The organism is Chitinophaga silvisoli, assembly GCF_003412465.1.
Taxonomy (GTDB): domain Bacteria; phylum Bacteroidota; class Bacteroidia; order Chitinophagales; family Chitinophagaceae; genus Chitinophaga; species Chitinophaga silvisoli.
The window spans coordinates 182,772-204,563 of record NZ_QTJV01000007.1; the positions used below are offsets into that span (position 1 = coordinate 182,772).

At 46.5% G+C, this 21,792-nt stretch carries 16 protein-coding genes; 5 read left to right on the top strand and 11 right to left on the bottom strand.

What is annotated here, in order from left to right:
• Positions 1-123 precede the first annotated feature (123 nt).
• The 3 genes from DXN04_RS19560 to panC all read right to left on the bottom strand — a co-directional run bounded on the left by DXN04_RS19560 (position 124) and on the right by panC (position 2,470).
• Positions 124-1,131: a lysylphosphatidylglycerol synthase transmembrane domain-containing protein gene (locus tag DXN04_RS19560; RefSeq protein ID WP_116855082.1), complete on the bottom strand. Its 1,008-nt coding sequence runs from the start codon at positions 1,129-1,131 to the stop codon at positions 124-126.
• Positions 1,132-1,157: 26 nt separating this feature from the next.
• The gene (gene panD, locus DXN04_RS19565; RefSeq protein WP_116855083.1) at positions 1,158-1,502 is read right to left on the bottom strand and encodes an aspartate 1-decarboxylase; all 345 of its coding nucleotides are present in this window, start codon (positions 1,500-1,502) and stop codon (positions 1,158-1,160) included.
• Between the two features lie 113 nt (positions 1,503-1,615).
• Positions 1,616-2,470: a pantoate--beta-alanine ligase gene (gene panC / locus DXN04_RS19570; protein WP_116855084.1), complete on the bottom strand. Its 855-nt coding sequence runs from the start codon at positions 2,468-2,470 to the stop codon at positions 1,616-1,618.
• 109 nt (positions 2,471-2,579) lie between these two features.
• Between panC and DXN04_RS19575 the strand changes: the two genes are divergently transcribed.
• On the top strand, positions 2,580-3,398 hold the full coding sequence (locus tag DXN04_RS19575; RefSeq protein ID WP_116855085.1) for a glycogen/starch synthase: 819 nt from the start codon (positions 2,580-2,582) through the stop codon (positions 3,396-3,398).
• A gap of 219 nt (positions 3,399-3,617) precedes the next feature.
• On the top strand, positions 3,618-4,871 hold the full coding sequence (metK, locus tag DXN04_RS19580; protein WP_116855086.1) for a methionine adenosyltransferase: 1,254 nt from the start codon (positions 3,618-3,620) through the stop codon (positions 4,869-4,871).
• A 157-nt stretch (positions 4,872-5,028) separates the two neighbouring features.
• Here metK and DXN04_RS19585 read toward each other — a convergent pair whose 3' ends face one another.
• Positions 5,029-5,934: an NAD(P)/FAD-dependent oxidoreductase gene (locus tag DXN04_RS19585; RefSeq protein ID WP_116855087.1), complete on the bottom strand. Its 906-nt coding sequence runs from the start codon at positions 5,932-5,934 to the stop codon at positions 5,029-5,031.
• 40 nt (positions 5,935-5,974) lie between these two features.
• On the opposite strand from DXN04_RS19585, the gene DXN04_RS19590 reads away from it, so the two are divergent.
• From DXN04_RS19590 to DXN04_RS19600, 3 genes are all read left to right on the top strand, one after another.
• On the top strand, positions 5,975-6,379 hold the full coding sequence (locus DXN04_RS19590) for a winged helix-turn-helix transcriptional regulator (protein ID WP_199415085.1): 405 nt from the start codon (positions 5,975-5,977) through the stop codon (positions 6,377-6,379).
• A gap of 140 nt (positions 6,380-6,519) precedes the next feature.
• Positions 6,520-7,533, top strand: a complete 1,014-nt coding sequence (locus DXN04_RS19595; protein ID WP_116855088.1) for a polysaccharide deacetylase family protein — start codon at positions 6,520-6,522, stop codon at positions 7,531-7,533.
• Between the two features lie 529 nt (positions 7,534-8,062).
• Positions 8,063-12,790 (top strand): PKD domain-containing protein, encoded by a 4,728-nt coding sequence (locus DXN04_RS19600; protein ID WP_147320000.1) that lies wholly within the window; start codon positions 8,063-8,065, stop codon positions 12,788-12,790.
• A 40-nt stretch (positions 12,791-12,830) separates the two neighbouring features.
• Here the strand turns inward: DXN04_RS19600 and DXN04_RS19605 are convergent, their stop codons facing one another.
• The 7 genes from DXN04_RS19605 to DXN04_RS19635 form a co-directional block, all read right to left on the bottom strand.
• Complete coding sequence (locus tag DXN04_RS19605) at positions 12,831-13,619, bottom strand: carboxylesterase family protein (protein WP_116855090.1); 789 nt, start codon at positions 13,617-13,619, stop codon at positions 12,831-12,833.
• Between the two features lie 36 nt (positions 13,620-13,655).
• The gene (locus DXN04_RS19610; RefSeq protein ID WP_116855091.1) at positions 13,656-14,366 is read right to left on the bottom strand and encodes a TolC family protein; all 711 of its coding nucleotides are present in this window, start codon (positions 14,364-14,366) and stop codon (positions 13,656-13,658) included.
• On the bottom strand, positions 14,363-15,856 hold the full coding sequence (locus tag DXN04_RS19615) for an O-antigen ligase family protein (RefSeq protein WP_116855092.1): 1,494 nt from the start codon (positions 15,854-15,856) through the stop codon (positions 14,363-14,365). Before DXN04_RS19615 ends, DXN04_RS19610 begins: the two co-directional genes overlap by 4 nt.
• Before the next feature lie 105 nt (positions 15,857-15,961).
• Positions 15,962-17,167 carry a glycosyltransferase gene (locus DXN04_RS19620; RefSeq protein WP_233525635.1) on the bottom strand — a complete coding sequence of 402 codons (1,206 nt, stop codon included), beginning with the start codon at positions 17,165-17,167 and terminating at the stop codon, positions 15,962-15,964.
• Positions 17,152-18,501, bottom strand: coding sequence for a flippase (locus DXN04_RS19625; RefSeq protein ID WP_116855093.1), 1,350 nt, complete (start codon positions 18,499-18,501; stop codon positions 17,152-17,154). Before DXN04_RS19625 ends, DXN04_RS19620 begins: the two co-directional genes overlap by 16 nt.
• A 7-nt stretch (positions 18,502-18,508) precedes the next feature.
• The gene (locus DXN04_RS19630; RefSeq protein WP_116855094.1) at positions 18,509-19,582 is read right to left on the bottom strand and encodes an acyltransferase family protein; all 1,074 of its coding nucleotides are present in this window, start codon (positions 19,580-19,582) and stop codon (positions 18,509-18,511) included.
• Positions 19,582-21,774, bottom strand: a complete 2,193-nt coding sequence (locus DXN04_RS19635) for a GumC family protein (protein ID WP_116855095.1) — start codon at positions 21,772-21,774, stop codon at positions 19,582-19,584. The genes DXN04_RS19630 and DXN04_RS19635 overlap by 1 nt, the downstream gene beginning before the upstream one ends.
• Positions 21,775-21,792 lie beyond the last annotated feature (18 nt).

The window sequence follows — 21,792 nt, forward strand, 5'->3', positions numbered from 1 at the left end:
GAAAATCCAATGTTAAATTTGTGATACCGTACTTAAAGATAAGAAATTGAGAAATAATAAGCCTTGAATAAAAAAGCCGCTTACGCCAAAGGTGTAAGCGGCTTTTTGCTATATTAAGTAAGTTTACTCAGTGCTTTTCGCCTGGTTGCTTTTATTATAAATGGGGAGTGCGATCATGCTTGCAAATCCAATGACGATCACCATCAGGGTTTGTGCCAGCCATACGATCCAGCCAAAGGCATAGCCGGTAGTAGCATGAATGCCATACAAGAGGAGGGTTTGTTGTACCAGGATCTGGTAGGCCCCGATACCGCCCTGTGTAACGATCATTCCGATACTACCAAAGCACAAGACGGAGAGGGCTGCACCTACACCCAGGGAGCGGGTTTCTTCCATACAGAGGAAGCCCAGGTACATCATGGTGAAATACAGGACCCATATAAAGAGTGAAAGAAAGATAAACCAACCTTTTTTCTGCATCTTCCCGATGGAAAGAACCCCTTCCCATACGCCTCTGAAAATGCCTTTGATCTTGTCGCCAAACTTTGAGCGGGCGATGAGGCGGAAGGCGATAAAGCCCAGTACCACCAGCAGGACAAGGATGCCTGCAAGCACCCAGGTGCGGCTGCCACCGGCTTTATTTTGCAAAGGTTCCCAGATGTTCCTGGTAAAGAAGATGCCGACAGTATCCAGCTGCAATGCCACTGTTACGAGCATGAGGAGCATGAGTACGAGCATATCGACTGCTCTTTCTGCGATCATGGTACCTACCAGTTTCTCTGCGGGGATCTTTTCGTAGCGGGCTACGATGCCGCAACGGGTCACTTCGCCCAGGCGGGGAATGGCAAGGTTGGCCAGGTAACCGACCATTACGGCAAAGAATGTATTCATGGTACTGGGGTGATAACCCAGAGGTTCCATGAGTAATTTCCAGCGTACGGCACGATACCAGTGGCTTGCGATACCTACAAAAATAACGGGGATAATAAGCCAGTAATTGGCTTTTCGGAAGCTACTGATGATATCTTCCTTTTCCTGTGCAGTTAGATTGTGTGTAACCAACCAGATCAACCCTAAACCTATCGCTAAAAATATTGTGAAATTGATAATAGTCTTAAGCGATTTGGGCATAGAAAGTCTGATTTAGGGGGTTACTCTTACAATTTATTATTTTCTTTTGGAAAAACAGCGATCGGTGTATGTTTTTTCGCCTCTTCAAAATCCATGGTACAATAAGAGATAATGATCACCACATCACCTACGGCACAAAGGCGGGCTGCCGGGCCATTCATACATATTACGCCTGATCCTCTTTTACCTTTCAGTACATAGGTCTCCAGGCGTTCGCCATTATTCACGTTTACTACCTGTACCTTTTCATATTCGATAAGGCCGGCTGCATCCATCAGATCTTCGTCGATGGTGATGCTACCTACATATTGTAAGTTTGCTTCCGTGATAACTGCGCGGTGTATTTTACACTTTAATACTTCAATCTGCATAACGTAATTCTGCGTGCGGGGGCAAAGTTACGGATAAATAAATGAATGTGACAAAAGGTGATATGTGTCAGTATAAATTAGGAGCGCGACCATAGATCGCGCCTCCCAAAATCTTATAATTGCATATTATCAATCAATCGCACGCCGCTGCTTATTTCCCTGGCGGCCACCACTGCATAGAGGGGCGTAGTGCCGGCATTTTCCGGGAAGATCACTGATCCATCCTCCAGGATACTGATCAGCTCTACGTAGTCTACTTCAAAGCCGCTGTCTTTCAGATCTTTTACTGCTTTCTCTTTCAGGTCTTTCAGGGAATCCTTCTTAAAATGGTGCTTTATATAAGACAAGCCCTGGTATAAATGCAGTGCATTCACCCTTTCGGCAGGATTCAGCCTTAAATTCCGGCTACTCATGGCCAGGCCGTCATTTTCCCTTATGGTAGGACAAATGACCAGTTCTACCTGGGAATGAATGATCTTCAGCAGCCGGTTTATAACCAGGCACTGCTGCAGGTCTTTCTGGCCCATGAACAGTTTATCAGGCTGCACCAGGTTCAGCAACTGGTGTACTACCTGCCCTACACCCTGGAAATGACCAGGTCTGGCAGCACCCTCCAGGATAGTCTCCAGTGTCCCAAAGTCATAATGCATTTTGGCAGTCAACCCATCCGGGTACATTTCCTGCACAGATGGCAGGAACAAAACATCGCAGCCGGCCTCGGTCAGCATCTGAACATCCTGGTCTATTGTAACCGGGTATTTTTCGAAATCTTTCGGATCATTGAACTGTGTGGGGTTTACAAAGATGCTGCAAACCACCAGGTCAGAATTTTCTTTTGCAGCATTGATCAGGGAGATATGTCCCCGGTGCAAAGCGCCCATAGTTGGCACAAAACCAATGTGTTTTCCCTCGTTCCGGGCTGTCGTTAAGTGCCGTTCCAGTTCGTCTTTTCGCTTGAATAAATACATAATTTATTGCTTAAAAGGATGTTAAAAGTGCCAAAATGTCTTTTGTTCCGGTAAAAATCCGTAATTTTGCAAACCAAATTTAAATTTACTGGATTAATATCAGCATTAGATGTCCACAAAGAAACGAATTCTTTTTATTGCTCAGGAGATGTCGCCTTATCTGGAACTGACAGATTATGCGGCTATGGTCAATAAAATGGCAATTAAGTCCAATGAGTCAGGACTGGAAGTGCGGGTGATCATGCCCCGTTTTGGCATTATCAATGAGAGAAGGCACCGGTTGCACGAGGTGGTACGATTGTCAGGCATTAACATCGTGATTGAAGGAGATGATTACCCGTTGATTATCAAGGTGGCGTCGTTGCCTAATGCCCGTTTGCAGGTGTATTTCCTTGACAACGAGGACTACTTTAAGCGAAAAGCGTTATTTACGGACGAGAATGACCAATTCTATGATGACAACGCTGCGCGTGCTGTATTTTTCTGTAAAGGAGCATTAGAAACGGTGAAAAAGTTCGGTTGGCCTCCTGACATCATCCACTGTAGCGGTTGGATGACCTCCCTGATTCCGTTGTACCTGAAAACGGCTTACAAAAAGGAACCTGTATTTGCACATTCCAAGGTAGTATACTCTTTAGAACCTAATTCTTTTGAGGAGAACCTGGGTGCTGGTTTTGTTAAGAAAGCGACCATCAGCAACCAGATTAAGGAAAAAGATATAGAACTGTATAAGGAAGGTACTAACTCCGCCCTGAATAAGGGAGCTGCAAAATATGCAGATGCGGTGGTACTGGCCGGCGAGAAAACCGATAAGAAGGTGGTGGATGAGCTGAAGGCAGAGAAAGGAAAGATCATTTTGCCTTATAAGAAAGAGAATGAAGATTTGGCAGATTATCTGCAGCTGTATACGCAGCTGTTAGGTAAGTAAAGCAGGTCTTTGAAGTAATAGAAAAGGATGTACCGTATGGTGCATCCTTTTTTTTATGTACCCGGGAGGCTTTAACGAATATTTTCCCTATTAAATCACTGGAATATAGTCAGATTACTTATTTTTGCCCCAGTTTACCATTAGGCATACCACCAAATGACTAAAATATGGTAAATTGTACTAGATTTACTAATCTTAAAGCCGAAATTCAATTATTTTATGCCTTATTTATTTACCTCAGAATCAGTATCCGAAGGACATCCGGATAAAGTTGCCGATCAGATATCAGATGCATTGATAGATAATTTCTTAGCCTATGACGCAACTTCCAAGGTTGCCTGTGAAACATTGGTAACTACCGGTCAGGTGGTGCTGGCTGGTGAAGTTAAATCCGAAGCTTACCTGGATGTGCAGGAAATTGCGCGTGAGGTAATCCGCAAGATAGGGTATACCAAAAGTGAATACATGTTCGAGGCTAACTCCTGCGGTATCTTCTCTGCTATTCATGAGCAGTCTCCGGATATCAACCAGGGTGTGGAGCGCAAGAGCCCGGAAGAACAGGGTGCTGGCGACCAGGGTATGATGTTCGGTTACGCTACCAAAGAGACCGAAAACTATATGCCACTGGCACTGGATCTTGCACACAAACTGCTGATCGAACTGGCTGCGATCCGTCGCGAAAACAAAGAAATCACTTACCTGCGTCCGGATGCAAAGTCACAGGTAACTATCGAATATTCTGATGACAACCAGCCTATCCGTATTGATACCATCGTGATCTCTACACAGCACGATGACTTCGATGCAGAAGAAAAAATGCTGGCGAAGATCAAGGAAGATATGATCAAGATCGTTATCCCACGTGTCAAAGCGCAGCTGAAACCTGAACTGCAGGCACTGTTCAACGATAAGATCACTTACCACATCAACCCAACCGGCAAATTTGTAATCGGCGGTCCACACGGCGATACCGGTCTTACAGGCCGTAAGATCATCGTAGATACCTATGGTGGTAAAGGTGCACACGGTGGTGGTGCATTCTCCGGTAAAGATCCTTCCAAAGTAGACCGTTCTGCTGCTTATGCTACCCGTCACATTGCCAAGAACCTGGTTGCTGCCGGTCTGGCTGATGAAGTACTGGTACAGGTATCCTATGCAATCGGTGTGGCTAAGCCTTGTGGTTTATTCATCGATACACGTGGTACTGCAAAGGTGAAGCTGACAGATGGTGAGATTGCCCGTAAAGTGGAAGAGATCTTCGACCTGCGTCCTTATGCAATCGAGCAGCGCCTGAAACTGCGTAACCCTATTTATAGCGATACTGCTGCTTATGGTCATATGGGCCGTGAGAGCAAGGTGGTGACCAAGGTATTCAACAAGGGGAAGAAGCATGAGAAGAGCGTGGAAGTGGAGTTGTTTACATGGGAGAAACTGGATTATGTAGATAAAGTGAAAGCAGCGTTTGGCCTGTAATTAGCTTTTGAATATTATTAAAAAACCGCTTTGGCTGCATGCGAAAGCGGTTTTTTTTATTATAAGTGGCCTGGTCTAAAACGTTTGTTTCTTTTCGGGTTCAGGTATGACGATATCAATTCTTCTGGCCAGTTCGGGCAATTTTCAATAATTCGTATCACACCTGCTCAAACTCTTCCCAAATCAACTCCCTGTTCACAAACGCCGCCGCTGCCAGTCCGGCAGATACCGCATTCGCCACCCCACGCATCATACTGCAATTATCTCCCGCGGCATATACTCCTTCTACACTCGTCTTTCCAAAATCCGCAATCTTAATATGACCTGTTTCTGTAAACTCACAACCTAATTGTGCCGGGATGTCACTGTGTTGTATAAACGGTAATCGTGCATAAACGGCCTTTAAAGGCACTTTTGTTCCATCTGCCAGCTCCACTGCACTCAATTGCCCTTTCTCATGAATAATGGCCTTTACAGGCGTTTCTATGATCCGGATGTTCTTCCGCTTTATTTGCGCCACCATCTCCTCACTCATCGCCAGGGGGCCGTTCGTAAACAGGGTTAAATCCTTTGTCCAGTGCCGGATCAATTTTACCGTCTCAAATCCGCCATCGCCATTACCTAAAATGCCTGTTGGCTGATGTGCTACTTCATAGCCATGACAATACGGACAGTGGATCACGGAAATACCCCAACACGCTGCTACTCCCGGGATGTCAGGCACCAGATCTTTAATCCCTGTTGTTATAATGAGTTTTTTTGCGGTGAATCTTTCTCCTGCTTCAGTGGTAATTGCAAATCCATGACCAGTTTTTTCTCCCTTTATGGCTTTGCCACGCAGCAATTGCACGGTGTTATATGTTTTGAGTTGCTCAAGTGCTACAGTCGTAATCGCTGCCGGTGTCTCGCCATCTCTCGTTAAAAAATTATGGGAATGCGGGGTTTGCGCATTACAGGGCTTACCGCTATCAATGATCAATACCTTCCTGAGTGCCCGGCCAAGTGTCATTCCTGCCTGCAGACCGGCATAACTTCCTCCAACGATGATGACTTCAAATTCCATAATTATCATTTTGAACAAAAGTAAATAGGTTAACTTTACAATGATGAGAACTACCCTTTATGGAAGTGCTTCCATGCAGGGAATGAAAATAATACTAAATTATTCTTATATGGTTTGTCCCGGTGAAAAGATTTATGATTGCAAGCGCCAGTTACTCGCTATCCAGGATACCCTGGATATTCTTGGTGGCAAGTGGAAAGTCACCATTTTAGGGTGCCTGGCAATGGGAGAGAAGCGGTTCATGGATCTGCAACGGGAACTGGCCGGGATAGGGCCCAAGATGCTTTCGAGAGAATTGCATGAACTGGAAGTGAACAGTCTGATCCAAAAGAATGAAGAGGGAAAATATATGATGACTGAATATAGTGCTTCCCTGAAACCGGTGATAGAAGTGTTGGCAGCATGGGGGGCACAGCATCGGGTGAAGGTGATGTCGATGCAATAGTGCATTTCCCAAGGGTACAAAAGTTATCCCGCATTACATGCTATGCATTTTTCGGAAGCGTGAAATCGCTTTTTCATTAAAAAAGAATAATCATACCTTTAATTAGAAGATTTATCTAATTAGCAGATTTATCACAATTTATGAGCCTGGTAAAAAACGCATTTTACAGTGCCGCGCAACTGTTACCCCTTGCCGTATTGAAAAAAAAACGTCCCGGTAGTTTATTGCTGCCCTATCACCACCTGGTAAGCGATGCCCCCGTTCCCCACATCAAACACCTCTATCCCTGGAAAGGCACTAAGGATTTCGAAAAAGACCTCGATTACCTGCTCAGGCGTTTCAAACCTGTCACCTTACAGGATATCATCCAATCATTAAAAACAGGACAATCACTTCCTGCAGGTTCCTTCCTGCTCACCTTCGATGATGGCTTACGCCAGATCAAAGACATCGTAGCTCCCATGCTCCTCCGTAAAGGCGCTCCGGCGGCATTCTTCCTGAACAGCGCATTCCTGGATAATAAAAACCTCTTCTATAAATTTAAGCTTAGCCTGATCATTGAAAGCCTGCAGACATCCACTCATTCAAAGGCCACGCTTGATCAGCTCTATGCTTACCTGCAAGCGGACGAAACATCCATCATTCCAGCGATCAGAAAGATCACCTATACAACGAGAGGACAGGCAGATGAAATAGCTGCGATATTGGGTATTTCGTTTACCGAATACTTATCAGGTGTAAAACCATTTTTAAACACTGATGAGGTAAGCACACTTTTACAACAAGGCTTTGCCATCGGTGGCCACAGCATCGATCATCCATATTACAGCCAGCTTACACTGGAGGAACAACTTTTTCAAACCAGGCAGTCCGTTGACTTCCTCGTACAGCAATTCCAGCTTCCGTACAGGGCTTTCGCATTCCCACATACCGATGCAGGTGTGAGTAAGATCTTCTTTAATACACTACTGGAAGGACCTGATCCACTGGATGTGATTTTTGGAACCGGCAATCAACGGAAAGATTTTAATCCAAAGATCCTGCATCGTTTCAATTGTGAAAGGCCATCCGTGAGTATCAATGCTGCCGTGAAAGGGATTTTATTATTGAATAGAATCCAGGAGATGACGAATAAGGACCAGGTGAAGCGCTGACGGCAGTATTCACATGAGCATCCAAAGCTTTTCTAAAATTTAAGTAAGCGCCTTAACAAAAGGCGCAAAAAAACATAAGCACCATTTTTTATTTATTCGATGCGCTATCCCTCATTTAAAACATGAGTAATTTTTATCTCTATGTAAATTTACAATGTGTGCCTTCCCAAAACAAAATCTCCAAAATTTGTGTTTAAATGATCATGTTATTCAAGAAAATTCCATGTTCATATCCTAAATCGAATGTGTCAAAACGATCCCTGTATGTAAGTTAATTTGGAACAATTCTTAACGAGCAGTTAAACAGAAAAAAATTAGAGGGGAAAATTGTAGTACATATTGTTTTTATCCAGTTAGTTACGTATATTTAAATAATATAGATTATTTAATACTTTATATTTGTTTTTTTTATTGAAAAACAAATTTGTGTCCTATTTTTGCCCGGGACGATTGAGACACATCAGATCGATTCTAAAGTATTAACAAAAAAAGTCGGCTATTGTAAAACGCTACTAAATTTTAACCAAACGTGAAGAACCTACCTATCGTCAGGCTACTGATATGTGCCTGTCTGTCATTAATTGCATCCGTGTATCCCTATGTAACGAAAGCCCAGGGAGACCAGACTGCTATCTCTGTAAAACTTGCCACCGGCCAAACCACAGGGGCCTGGCTGCATTTACCGGATGATTATAACAGCACTTCTACCAGTTATCCATTACTCATTTTCCTGCATGGCGTAGGAGAGGGGGGAACTGATGTCAATGCTGTATTAGCACACGGTGTACCGAAGATGATTGCAAACGGTGCAAAGATGCAGTACACAGTCAATGGCAAGTTGTTTAAATTTATCGTGGTATCTCCGCAAATTCCCAACGGATGGGCGAGTGAGACCATGGTGCAGAATGTACTGAATGATATTAAATCAAGGTACAGAGTAGATGCATCCCGTATTTATCTGACCGGGCTCAGTGCCGGCGGTTATGGTGTATTAAACTACATCGCATCCGGAACGACCTATTCAGATAACCTGGCTGCTATCGTACCAGTGTCTTCAGCCGCAATCGATGCGAACAAATTTGCCGGTTTATGCAATGTTGCCAGCAGTAAACTTGCCGTATGGATGCTCTGTGGCACCAACGATAGTTTCATTGGCAACCAGCGTGATTATATTGCTGATATGAAGGCCTGCAATCCTTCCATCACACCTATTGCTACTGAATATAGTGGCGGTACCCACAGCGATGATGTATGGGACAAAGCATATGATCCTAATCACACTTACCAGAATCCTAACATTTACGAATGGATGCTCCAATATAGCCGGAACAACGCATCCTCTACCATATCCGCTCCGGTGGCTGCTGTAGCGTCTTCCAGCCTGAGCATCACCTTACCCACTAATAGTACTGCACTCGATGGTTCCACTTCTACCGGCACCATCAGCTCATATACATGGACACAAACTTCAGGTCCTTCTACTGCGACCCTGAGTAGCACCAGCACTTCAAAAATCACCGCCAGCAATCTCCTTGCCGGCACTTATGTTTTTAAGCTGACTGTTTCCAATTCCGCAGGGAGTAGTTCCCAATCTGTGACCGTTACTGTAAACGCTGCCACCCTTGCCGCTCCTGTAGCCGCAGTCGCCGCTTCCAATATCGCGATTACGCTGCCAACAAACACAACTACCCTGGATGGTTCCTCTTCTACCGGCACCATCTCCGGTTATACATGGGCACAAACTTCCGGTCCCGCTACCGCTACGCTCAGCAGCACCAGCACCGCGAAGATCACTGCCAGCAACCTTGTAGCAGGTAACTATGTATTTACACTCACCGTTAAAAACGCTACCGGCACCAGCAGCAAAACGGTGAGCGTTGCCGTGAGTGCTGCTACCGGCGGCAAAACTGCCTGCGCTGGTTGTAAGTTCCTCATCACTCCAGGTTCCGATGGCGGTGCTTATATCAATGGTACTACCCTCGGCGTACAACCCGGCGATACCGTATGTATCCAGTCAGGCAGCTACAATTACATCCAGTTCTTCAACATCACCGGTACCACTGCCAGACCAATTGTGTTCATCAATTGCGGTGGCCAGGTGAAGATCGGCAACGGCGGTAGCTATGGCTTTGTGTTCAACAACGCCAAATACTTCAAAGTAACCGGTACCGGTAGTACTGATACATACGGCTTCCGCGTGGACGGTGTCACCAAAAAACTAAATGTGGGTCTCGGTATCAGTAAAGGCTGTACCGATTATGAAGCAGATCACTTTGAAATCACCGGCTCTGAAGTAGGGGTAATGGCCAAAGTAAATCCTGATTGTGATGCGGCCAACCAGTATCCTACATTCGCTATCAGAAATGTAAAACTGCATGACCTTTATATACACGATGTAACAGGCGAAGGTATGTACATCGGTAACACCGCGCCCAACGGCGAAACCGCTACCTGTAATGGTGTTTCTACTACCTTACTGCCTCCACGCATCTACAACCTGAAAATCTACAACGTTATCACCGCCAACACTGGTTGGGACGGCATCCAGGTAGCATCCGCTCCTGAAAACGTAGAGATCTATAATAATAAGGTGTCCAACTACGGGGTAGAAAACAAAGGTAGCCAGCAGGCAGGTATCATCCTTGGTGGTGAATCCAACGGTAAGGTGTACAACAATACCGTGATCAAAGGTACCGGTAATGGAATCGAAGTATTCGGTACCGGTCTGAGTTACATCTACAACAACATCCTCAGCGATTGTGGTATAGATGGCACAAGCGTAGGTCAGGATGCCATTTTCATCGATGACCGCCCAACCAAACAAAACTACAAACCCCTGCAGGTATACGTGATGAACAATACCATCATCAATTCCGGCAGAGATGCCATCCGCATGCAGAATACCAACGGTACTGATGGTACGGGCAACCTCTTTATCAACAACCTTGCTGTGAAACCAGGCTCACTGGCTTCCAGGGGAGCACTTGCTTACCTCACTATTCAATCAGGCATCTCTTATTCAGGATCTAACAACCTGAATTACCCGGATGCATCCACCGTGAAGTTTGTAGATGCTGCCAACAAGAACTTCCACCTGGCAGCAGGTTCTCCTGCTATCGACCAGGGAAAGGACCTGAGTACGTATTTCAAAACTGATATAGATGGCAATGCCCGTCCGCAGGGTAGCGCATTTGATGTTGGTGCCGATGAATATGCATCCGGTACTTCCGCAAACGTAGCACCTACTGCCAATGCAGGCACTGACCAGACCATTACTTTACCCACTGCAACTGTTACACTAAATGGTACCGGATCTACTGATAGTGACGGTACCATTAAAACGTATAAATGGGTGCAGACTTCCGGTCCGGTTACCGTCACCTTCAGCAGCGTTACAATCGCCTCCCCGGTGTTGACAAAACTGACTGCTGCCGGTACTTATGTTTTTACACTGACTGTTACCGACGATGATGGCGCTACTGCCAGCGACCAGGTAAGCATCATTGTAAAAGCAGCCAACGTAGCACCTATTGCCAATGCCGGTGCCGACCAGACGATCACACTGCCTACTACTACCCTTACCTTAAATGGTACTGGTTCCAAAGACAGTGACGGCACTATCAAGACTTACAAATGGGTACAGGCTTCCGGTCCTGCTACCGCTACCATCAGCAATACCGCCATCGCATCGCCGGTCATTACGAATCTTAGCAAAGCAGGTACTTATGTATTTACGCTGACCGTGACGGACGATGACGGTGCTACTGCAACTGATAATATTACGATTACTGTAAAAGCAGCTACTTCTACCAATGTAGCACCTACTGCCAATGCAGGTACTGATCAGGGCATCCAGCTACCTACCGCTACTGTGACCTTAAACGGTACCGGCTCTAAAGACAGTGACGGCAGTATCACTGCTTACAAATGGGTGCAAACTTCCGGTCCTGTCACTGCGACTATTAGTAGTGCGACCATCGCTTCGCCGGTGATCACCAACCTTACTACAGCAGGTACTTATGTATTCACCCTGACTGTCACTGACAACAGCGGTGCTACTGCAACCGACCAGGTAAACATCACCGTCACCGCTGCTGCTGTGAATAAAGCACCTACCGCCAATGCCGGCGCTGATCAGACGATTGTACTGCCTACAGCCACTGTGACTTTAAACGGCACCGGTTCTGCTGACAGCGATGGCAGCATCAAAGCATACAAATGGGTACAGGCTTCCGGTCCTGTTACCGCTACCCTAAGCAGCGCTACCATCGCTTCCCCGGTAGTAAGCAAACTCACTACGGCAGGTAGCTACATCTTTACACTGACAGTAACTGATGATGATGGTGCCACTGCATCTGACCAGGTGACCATCACTGTAAAAGCGGCCACGACTTCATCTCCTGCCACCAATAAAGCACCAGTAGCTGCCGCAGGGAGCGATATCACCATCACCATGCCGAAGAACTCTACTACCATAGATGGCTCAGGTTCGGCTGACAGCGATGGGTCCATCGTTGCTTACAAGTGGACACAGATCTCAGGTCCGTCCACCGCATCATTGCCAGCTGCTACTGCTGCGAAGACAGACGTTAACCAGCTTTCTTATGTAGGGACCTATGTCTTCAGACTCACCGTCACCGATGACGATGGTGCCACTGCAACCGATGACATTAATGTGATCGTGAAAGCAGCTGCAGGCAATACCCTGGTGGCCAATGCGGGTCCGGACCAAACCATCACACTGCCTACTGTTAACACAGTAACACTCACAGGTGCCGGTTCTACTTCCAATAATTATATATCCGCTTATAAATGGGAGCTGGTTAGTGGAACTGCCAATGGGGCGACTATCCTGAATACGGCATCTCAAACACCGGTGGTTACATTCACCCTGACAGGTACCTATGTGTTCCGTCTCACAGTAACGGATACTTATGGTGCTACCGCCACCGACGAAGTAACAGTGGTAGTCAGTGGCAAGTCTGCCTCAACCGATGACAGCGAAGTGACCATCCAGGTATATCCTAATCCTGCCAGTACCTCCCTGAACCTGAAGCTGGTAGTCAAAGAGGCGGCTAATCTTGTGGTGAGAATATTCAACAGCAGTGGATATATCAGGGATACTTATTACCTGGGTACCACCAATTCGGTGACGAGGACTTTTGATGTAAGTCGCCTTTCTGCCGGATTGTATATTCTTGAAATAACGGATGGTAAGGCCATGAAACTAAGCAGTAAGTTTATAAAAGTGAATTAAAGAGAAAAGGCCTGCGGTAGATGCCGCAGGCCTTTTTTTATTACTTCCTGTATTGTAACATCCATTCGTAAATATTCATACCATACTGCCTGTTCTTCGTATCATACAGCGCTTTCCATGTATGATGTGCAAACCCTTCCACAATGGTGAGTTTGGCCAGGTTCGGCTTATATGTATTTGTACTGTCTTTGTACCGCTCACACTCTTCCAGGAAATGCGGTTCATCTGTACCGGCCAGGTACCAGGTCGGAATATTGGCATCAGCTACCAGTTTAAACCGTTTCATGTTTTCCACATCAATAGTTGCTACTGACATGGGTACCGCCGCCGTTATGCGGTTGGATAATGCCGCATTGTCCGTCATCGCCATCACAGTTGCCCAGCCTCCCGCACTATAACCGGTGAAGTAGACCCTGGACTTGTCTATACGATACCGCTTTTCCACATCGTCCAGCAGCCGTTTGATTTCTGCTGGTTTCAGGCCCCAGCTGGGGGCCTGGGGTGCTACAACAATGAATTTATACAGTTTACCATCAACGGGATTTACAGCTTCTATTTTCTCGCCATTATTGATCCAGTAAGGAATGCCCTCCAGGTATAACTTTGACAGATCATGCCCCGATTTGCTTTTGCCATGCAGGAAAACGATCAGGGGGTATTCTTTTTTCGATTTGGTATAATCATCGGGGAGTTGCAGCAGTGCGCCTACTTTACTCCATGGATTAACAGGAATCAAAATACTATCCATATGATGTTGACCATATGTGTTCACTGTTTGCATGCACATTACGAACAAGAATGCAACAATTGTAGTGGTACTTTTTACCATGACAAATAATTAAAATTAATAAATGGGTCCAGGTAACTACTGGGCAATCACAGTCTCCAGCTTAACGCCGATCAGCTCTTCGATTTCCAGTTTTATATTCGCCAGGTCTCTTTCCAGGTTCAGCTTCTTGGTTCTGTCATTGTTGTACAACTGAGAAGCAGAAGAATAAGCATCGTAGGAAATACTACCAGCTGCCAGTTTGCTTTCTGCCTGGGTGAATGCAGCAAAATCATCTTCGGTAATTTCGTTTTGCATCGTCAGCAGTTGCTTGGTCATCAGGTAATCATGATATTTTGACAATACCATCGCCTTGATCTGTCTTTTAGCAGATTCTTCCTGTGCCGTCGCAATGTTTACATTGGCGCGGGCTACCTTTACATCGGAACCTTTACCCACCAGGGAACCCAATGGTACGTTGATCCCTACGTTCCAGAGAGGATAATAAACCTGTGCACGATAGTCGCCGGAGTTTTTGTAGCGACCTGTAGTCACATCATTGATGTTTGCACTTGCGGTTACATAATTCAGCCAGTTACCCTTTGCTTTGTTGAGCTCATAGCCGGCTCTTTGTCTTTCGTATACTCTGACTTTCAGGTCGGGATTCTCGTAAGCGAGTTGTACCAGTTTCTCCTGGATGTCTTCGGCAGATACATCTTTGGACGGTGCAGACGGTAATGTTTTGTTCTGTGCGCTCACTGTGAGGGCAGTAGCGAGGAAAATTAAGATAATGCTGATGTGCTGTTTCATGTTGTTATAGTTTTTGCTTGGTCTGAATGTTTATGAGAAGGTGTTTCGAAATCTTTCATTTTAACGATAATGGCCATGGAGCTATAAAAGAAAAATGCTCCCGGGATCTGCCCGATGGCCACCTGGGCATAATGCGCCACGATATAGGCGTATAAACCCGTCACAATCGCCACATAAAGTGCCCGGACATCTTTCGTCTGCGCCCGGTAATATCCTTTTACGCCTACCAGGAGGGTCACAAAGAAGAGCGACATAGTGATTATTAGCCCGATCCAGCCCGTTTCAAGGGCAGTACGGAGGTAACCACTGTCCGGCGGGAAACCGGCCAAAGGATGGCCCGGATTGTACTGAATACCCAATACCCCGGATGTAGCCACGCCACCCCCTATAGGATGCCGCCAGATGTAAGGCTGGATATTATGCCTGTTCTCATCCCTTACGTTCATAGATTCGTCATCTTTGAGGTGGAAGGAGGTACGTATACGGTTCACGGTATTATTGCCGGAAAAAGGGCCGAACATGAGTACCACGATGAACATGAGGAAGCCGGCCATGAACAGGAGTGTGCGCCTGTTGGTGATCGTCATCAGGATGTAAATAGCCAGGCCCGCAGGTATCATGAAGTAGGCCGTACGGGTACCTGAAAATGCCATCCCCAATGCCATGATGATAATGCCCACTATCAGCCAGTTGCGCTGCTTCGCTTTCTGTGTGTTCATTGCCAGTACTATGGCAAAGACAATACTACAGGCCATCAGGATACCATACGCAGTAGGGTCGGAGAGGAAGGAGAACTTCCTGATATCTCCCCCCTGGAAGTATAGCCTGTAGCGTACCGGGTCGCTCACTACCCAGTGCTCCTCGAATCCCAGCAATCCAAACCATTGCTGGAAGCAGCCATAGGCACCTGCCAGCACAGAAAGGAAGAGCCAGAGTTTCATATAATCCTTTACATCTTTCACACTGTTGAATGTAAACAGGCCAACGAAGTAGATCATGACGAAGTTGATAAACTTACGTACCGTGAAGATCCAGCCGGCTACCGAATACATAGAAGGATTGAACAGTTCTATGAGCAGGAATCCCAGGTACATGATGTACATGTAGGAAACGGGATTCTTCATATACTGCCAGATGCGTTGTTTATGAATCGTCCTTCTGTAATAAGCACCGATAAATGTCACCGCCGTCAGCACATCCACTGCCACCCCCATCGGGATCGCATCGTCACTCATACGCTTGATGTAGAACATAAAGAAGCCTACTATCGTCGTAATCACAAATCCAAGCCGGGTATTGAACAGGCAGATAAAAGTAATCATGCCGCCTACCAGGCCTGCTGCAATGATCAGACCTATGCGGTAATCCTTGTAGCCGACCAGCAGACTGATGCCCAGGGCCACTACCAACACGGCAGCGAAAGCCAGGGGAGCATCCAGTACACTGGATCCTCTCAAAGGAGCTGTTCTGCTGATGATTGATTGTCGCATATGTTTAGAAGAATAAAACTTTTAAAGTCAGGATGATCAAAGTGAAGGCAATGAACATCGTTACGGTGATCTCTAATAAGCGATCGTCTGAAAACCTGTTATCTTTCATGCCTCTACGTTTTGAGTTTGTTCCAGATATGCCCCCATTAACTGTATACACTGTTCCCAGGTATGTGATAATGCAAAGGCTTTCCTTGCATCCTGCAGGTAAGTATTATTTCCTTCCTGCAGGGCGGTATTGATCTGCGTGATGTAATCAGCCTGTTTGCCGCAGAGATATACATACGGCGCAAACATGCGCATAGCGACTGTATCAGTGGCTACCACCGGTTTCCCCAGTGCCAGGTACTCGTCTATCTTGCGTGGATAGTTGCCTATCGTCATCCCGTTTAACACCTGCGGATTGATGCACACATCAAAACTGCTGATCCAGGCAGGTAGTTCTTCCGCAGGGCGGTTACCTGTGAAGTGCACGTTCCTGAGCTGATGCAGTACACTGCCATGAAAGGCTTCATCCTCCGGACCTACCAGTACCAGGGTCCAGTCGGGACGCTGGGTGGCAATCATCTCCAGCAGGGGCAGATCGAGCCGGGAGGTAATGAGTGCGCCTACATAGCCGATCACCGGACTTTTGAATTGCTGTACTGCCGGCAATTCTGCTTTCAGCCAGCTGAAATCACAACCCTGCCCGATGTCAAAAGAAGCCTTATTATACTTTGCACCATATTCTGCCAGGTAAGCTGAATTAGCTGCTACCATCGTTGCTTTCTGCATCAGCTGTGGTTCCAGCCGTACCCCATGCTTTTTGAAATAAGGCTGAGTGGTCAGGTGATCCCTGATATAATAAATGGTCTCCTGTACACCTTCCAGCAATTCAGGCAGGTATTGTGCACGGAAAAAATCATTGTCAATGAACAGGAGTACATTGCTGAATCCCAGGCGCTTTGCAGCCTGGTTGATTTCGCGGGCCAGTCTTTTATTGTTGACCAGGTTGATCCTGTCAAAGAGTACCGGCATAGGAATCCAGTTGATAGATTCCAGGACCGTGCGTGGGTCGAGTGTCCAGAGTGAAGCTGAAACAGGTTTCAGATCATTGGTATCGCCACGCAGGCTCGCTTTCCGGGCCAGCACCTTCTCATCGTCGGAAGAGCGGATGGCAGAGATCCTGTCCAGCGCCCGGTTTACGTACAGTACCCGGTTGTATTGCGACAGCTCCTGCGCCATGTTCTTACAGTTACTCCCAATGCGGATGTCCCAGGGCTGTAAGCCAACTATTATGATGTCCCTGTTCCTGATCATCTGGCTTTCCATTTAAGTAAATAACGTTGCTGTACCACGGAAATAGCTTCCGGGTAAAATTGCAGCATATATTTAACCACATTGAGCAAGCTGGTTTTGAGCTTACGGTGCAGGATGGTCTGCGTAATAATAAAGCAGATCCCGTATGAGGTCATCGTCCCATAAGCAGCGCCCATCAATCCCATCTGACGGGTATAGAACATGCAGATGAAGATATTACAGATAGCCGTTACAGTGATTACATAGAAATTCAATTTGGGCAGGCCTATTGAATCCATAATAGTGCCAAACTGCTTGATGAATGGCAGAAACAGGCCATAAAATATTGTTACCTGCAATATAGGTACTGCTTCCATATACCCCTGGCCGGCTATGATACCAATCACCAGCTTAGGCAGCAATACGATGGCAAGACTGGCTGGTACTGCGATAGCGAGGATCGTACCCACCGCTCTTTCGTAATAGTACTTCACCATTACCAGGTTACCGTCTTCCATCATCTTCGCTGTTTTGGGAAAAAGAATATCTCCCAGGACCTGGCTGGGTACGTCTACGAGATTGGATATACGCAGACATACATTGTACAATGCCACAGATGGGGTACCTAAAAAGGAAGAGATAATAAACGAATCTGTATTGCGGAACAGGGAGGAACTCACATTTGTTCCAAACACCCATCTGCCAAATGTCCACAGGCGGCTAAACCACTCCCTGTGATATTTAATCTGGCGGCTCAGGAAGCTCCTTGCGAAGTAACCGGATACGATGGTACCCGCTACCAGCCCGGCATCGAAATAAAGGATCAGGTGAGTGAGAGAGATCCCGTGGGTAAATACTAAATGGGCTACAATCAGCAAGAAACTGGTACCCTGGCGGCTCAGGTAGCCCCAGAAAATGCCCCTGAAATCAGCATTGGCATTCTGCACCCACTCAAAATGTGAGAAGGGAATTAACAATACCAAACCTGGCAGGAACAGGTACATCACCATGGCTAGTGGTGGTGCCTGCAGCACCTTGCTCACAGGAATGATAAAGGCTGCAATCAGGATCCCGATCAGACCTGTGATTACAATATTGAGGTATAAAGCAGCGGACTGTATGTGGGGATGTTCTTCAGCAGCATGACCATTGATGTATTTGATCACGGCGTTCTTAATCAGACTTTGTCTTACAATCTCAATAATACCGGTATATACGAGAAAGAGGTTCCATACGCCCATGTCGGACTTCGTCAGTGAGCGGGTTAAAACCAGCACACTGCCAATCCCGAACAGGAGTACAGCAATTTTCTGTAATCCGCTGTAGATGCCGGATTTCAGCCAGTAGGTGTATTTTGGGTCGCTCATTTTTGTTTTAACTTAATTTAAGTTCCATGGGCTTTTCCAGACTATACAGCCACCATGCACCTGCGCGCATAGCTGCCTTGTACAGCAGGATGGGTATTACAACGGCAAAGCATAAACAAATCACTAACAGCACTGGCAGGTAGGTGATGTGAAACACCTTTACCAGGCACATACGCACCGCCGATGCAACCAACACATGGGAAACATAAATATAAAGTGAATGGAATCCGGCTACCCGCAGCAGTTTCACACTGCCATAGCGTTGTAACAGGAATGATATATTGATCATAAAAGCACAACCCACCAGGGCGATCAGCGCAAATAAAAGGGGCTGATGTTCTTCCACAAACAGGTTGTACTGGTTGTTTAAATTCGTGACCAGGAAATAATACTGGCCCACTGCAAAGAAGGGCAGGAGGATCCAGAATAATTTCCAGCTGCTGTACAATGGATACTTGCTGCTATCTAAAATCTGGTCTGCAATCAGCTCCCCGATGGCAAAGAAGATATAGAAGTGGCAGATGTCGTAAACGAAGCCCAGATCAATATGATGCACGGACAAATAACTGCTGTACATATAAGCTGCAAACCCAATCGCCAGCTGCTGCCAGATCTTCAGGCGCAGTTTTTCCTTAGTGAGTATATACAGGACCGTTACATTGAACAGTGCATAGAGGTACCAGAACTGGTCAATCCGGCGGGGAAAGAGGAAGATATATCCATAGTCTGCAATCCCCCTGTTCGCATTCACCAGTCCACTCAGGCAGATCTGGATCGTGATCTGCAAGGCAGACCACAGTAAATACGGATACAGCAGGATGTTGAATTTATTAATGATCAGACTCTTCATACCTCTCTTTGCCAGGCTCCTGGCAATGAACACACCAGACAGGATGAAGAACAGGGGCATACGGAAACTGTAGAAAATGATATTCGCATGTTCCAGCCAGCTAAACTGGGCAGCCTCCACACCTGAGCGGCTGATGCCCTCAAAGATGTGGCGGTACAGTACCAGTATGATGGCAATGCCACGCGCGTAATCTATCCACGCCAGCCTGTTGCCGGGTTTCGCTGTGCTCATTATAGATCTATATTTTCTGGTTCAACAAAGTTTAACACGGCACCGCTGAACTTACCGTTCAGGCTATGCAGGAAGGAGATAGTCTCCCTGTCCGTCTGGTTCACACCAGATCTTGCAGATACAACTGTAATGATGGTATCAGCATACTGCATCAGTTCCTTACTGTCAGCACGGTCATTCAGTGCAGCACCTTCCATCAGGATGTAATCATATTGATGTGTGAGTGCACGCAGGTATTCCAGCAGGTTGCCCGGTTTCAGGATTTCGGCCGGTGTATACTCGCCGCCTTCACAACCAATGATAGACACATTGGGCATACTGGTAGGAGAGATGAGGTCCTGTACAGCAGAAATTCTGAAATCCTGTGCAGATGTATTGAAGCTTTCCAGCACCGGTTTTGCCTCATACTCCTGGGTCAGGCTATTGTGCGGGAACTGTGTATCGATGATCAGTACTTTCTTATGACTAAGGCTCAGGCTATATGCCAGTGCTTTGATGATGGTAGATTTACCTTCACCGGGTTTTGCACTGGTGAGCAGGAAAATCCTTTTGCCACTATGTTCCATTTCAAAACGCAGCTTACGCAGGAGTTCGCGGAAGGCGGCGGTATCATGTTGCTTCAGGGTTGGATCTGTAAAGATTTCTTCCAGTGGCGTTTTCTTCAGGTTGATCCTGTTCACCACCCCCAGCAGTTTCAGTTCCAGTACTCTCAGGAACTGTGTGGGTGTTTTGATACTCACATCGATGTATTCCAGGAAGATGATGAGGATACAGCAGAACACAGCAACAGCCATACCTGCCATAGCAACGATAATGATCCGCTTGGAAGGTTCTGGTTCTACCGCAGGCTGGCCATACAGGATCTGGTGGAAGTTGTCCATCGGGGCGATCTTGTTGTTCACCGCAGCATCGTAACGTGATTTGATGCTTTCATATTCCTGTTGGGCCAGTTCTACTTCCTTTTGCAGTGCCAGGTTGTTGGCACCTCTTGAAGCTGCAGCGCCCATGCTGCTATTCAGTTGTCTGATCTTGGCTTCGTAGGCGGCGATGTTCTGTTGCGCAGATCTTACCTGCAGGTCCAGGTCACTCTTCTTCTGCTGAAGGTCCGCCTTGGTAGTACCGGGATTGGCGGCAGAAGGAGCAGCGGAAGCCATGGCCATCAGTTTGGCGGAGTAATCATTTCTTGCCTTTTTGTATTTATTATACAGTTCAGGATCATTACCGCCTTTGTTCTGGTATTCAGCAGAAGCGTCATTCATTTTTTCGCGCAGGGTAGCCAGTTCAGAATTGGAGCTATTAGTGGCAGCAGCATTCTGGGTACTGGTGCTTTCCATTTCTGAAAGGCGCTGAGTCACTTGCTGGCTGGCCAGTTGTGCGCTGGTCAATATCGCTTTTTCGTCAGCCAGCCTGCTCTCGAAGTTAGAGATCTGTTCCAGTGTACTGGAGCTCTCGACGGTAGCGTCCAGGGTACCCATGGTTTTGATATTGCCAATTTTGGCATCCAGTTCCTCGCGTTTCTGGTCCACCAGTTTCTTCAGCGTTTCGATGTTCTGAACGGTTTGCTGGTTACGGCTGGATTCATAGTTACGGAGGAATTCAGTCACCACCTGGTTGACGATATAGGCAGACAGCTCGGGATTGATAGAGCGGTACTGGATATCGATGAAGTCAGTGCGTTGCACACGGCCTACGTACAGCACATAGCGCAATGTTTCCAGGTCATACCGGTATATGTTCAGCAGCTCCAGGATTTTCCTTTCTTCAGGATCGTAGGAGCTGAGCAATTGTTCTTCGTTGTATTTCTTGGTGAGGATCTCGATCGCTTTCTGCCTGTTTAGTTTGCGGTAGATATCAGATTTGCGGTCCTCTTCACTGGGGATCCTGTATGGTTTGTCAGGATTTTCCAGGTCATGCAGCATGAGATTGTAACCTGTCATCCCTAACACGCGGGGTGACTTGATGGCCTCCACTGCGTTGTTGAATTTCACATCAATTTCATACACGTTGAAACTTTCATCTTTGAGTTTTACCTGGTCACTCATGGTGAACCCGGTAGCGAGTTGGGCAACGGACTTGTATAGTTTTTCCTGGTTCAGGGTTAACAAAAAAGCCGCCAGCACAGCCAGAAAGGTGCTGATGATGATTAACCATTTTCTTCTCAGTAGTGATTTGAATAAATAGATCAAATCCATATCGGCGTATTCTTTAAA